The sequence below is a fragment of the Fimbriimonadaceae bacterium genome (genome assembly GCA_019638775.1).
GTDB lineage: Bacteria > Armatimonadota > Fimbriimonadia > Fimbriimonadales > Fimbriimonadaceae > JAHBTD01.
Map to the genome: position 1 here is coordinate 1 of JAHBTD010000125.1, position 1,001 is coordinate 1,001.

Below are 1,001 nucleotides of genomic sequence, written 5' to 3' on the forward strand. Positions count from 1 at the left end.
CCTGTTTGCGCCGATCGTCGGCTTGCTGGTCAACGGTGCTTCCGCTCTCACGGTTCCCTTCACCGTGCTCCTATATTCGGTTCTGGGATTCATTGTGATTCCATTGGTTGCAGGCGTCCTCATCCGCCATTGGCTTATTGCACAACATGGGAAGGAATGGTTTGAAGACATCCTGCTCCCTCGGTTTGCCCCCATCACGATCGCAGCGTTACTCATCACGTTGATACTCATTTTTGCCTTTCAAGCCGAAAACATCCTGGGAAAGCCTTTCCACGTGCTGCTCATTGCGATTCCGATTCTCCTGCAGGTGTATTTCAACGCTTCGCTGGCCTATGGGCTCATGAAATGGCTGAACGTACCGCATGCCGTCGCGGCACCGGGCGCACTGATCGGCGCGAGTAACTTTTTTGAACTGGCCGTAGCCACTGCCATTGCCTTGTTTGGCCCAGAATCAGGCGCTGCGCTGGCAACGGTGGTTGGCGTACTGGTGGAGGTTCCCGTGATGCTCTCCGTCTGTCAGGTTTGCAATCGAACCCGGCACTGGTTCCCTGTGAGTGAGGCCAGGGCATGAGCGGTGGGGCATTTCCTGGATTTGTATGGGACCGTTGGAATCGTGGCCTTGAGCGTCCTGTTGGTGGCGTACGGCTTTGAAAGGTGGGGCGGTACGACGTGGCCTGGGTTGCACAGGCCGTTCACCCTTAGGCAGCTGCTCGGCGAGTGGTTGCTGTATATGCTCCTGTTCGCAGGCCTGGGAACCTTGCTCGAGCAATTGCTGAAGTTCGCATGCTCAATCAGTTGTTAGCAGACGTGATGACAAACTGACTGACTAAGAGGGAGGCAGCATCATGAAACGCTTTCATCTCCACATGGGGGTAGAAGATCTTGACGAGTCCATTCGTTTCTATACGGCCCTGTTTGGGGCTCCGCCCGTCAAAACAAAATCGGATTATGCCAAATGGATGCTGGACAACCCGTGCATCAATTTCGCCATATCCACGCGT

General features: G+C 54.8%; 2 protein-coding genes. Both read left to right on the top strand.

Translation table 11 applies throughout. The annotated features are described in order from the left end of the window. A partial coding sequence (locus KF784_20395) for an arsenic resistance protein (GenBank protein MBX3121417.1) occupies positions 1 to 571 on the top strand: 571 nt, incomplete at its 5' end. A 274-nt stretch (positions 572 to 845) separates the two neighbouring features. Beyond that, the coding region (locus KF784_20400; GenBank protein MBX3121418.1) for a VOC family protein at positions 846 to 1,001 on the top strand (156 nt) is incomplete at its 3' end.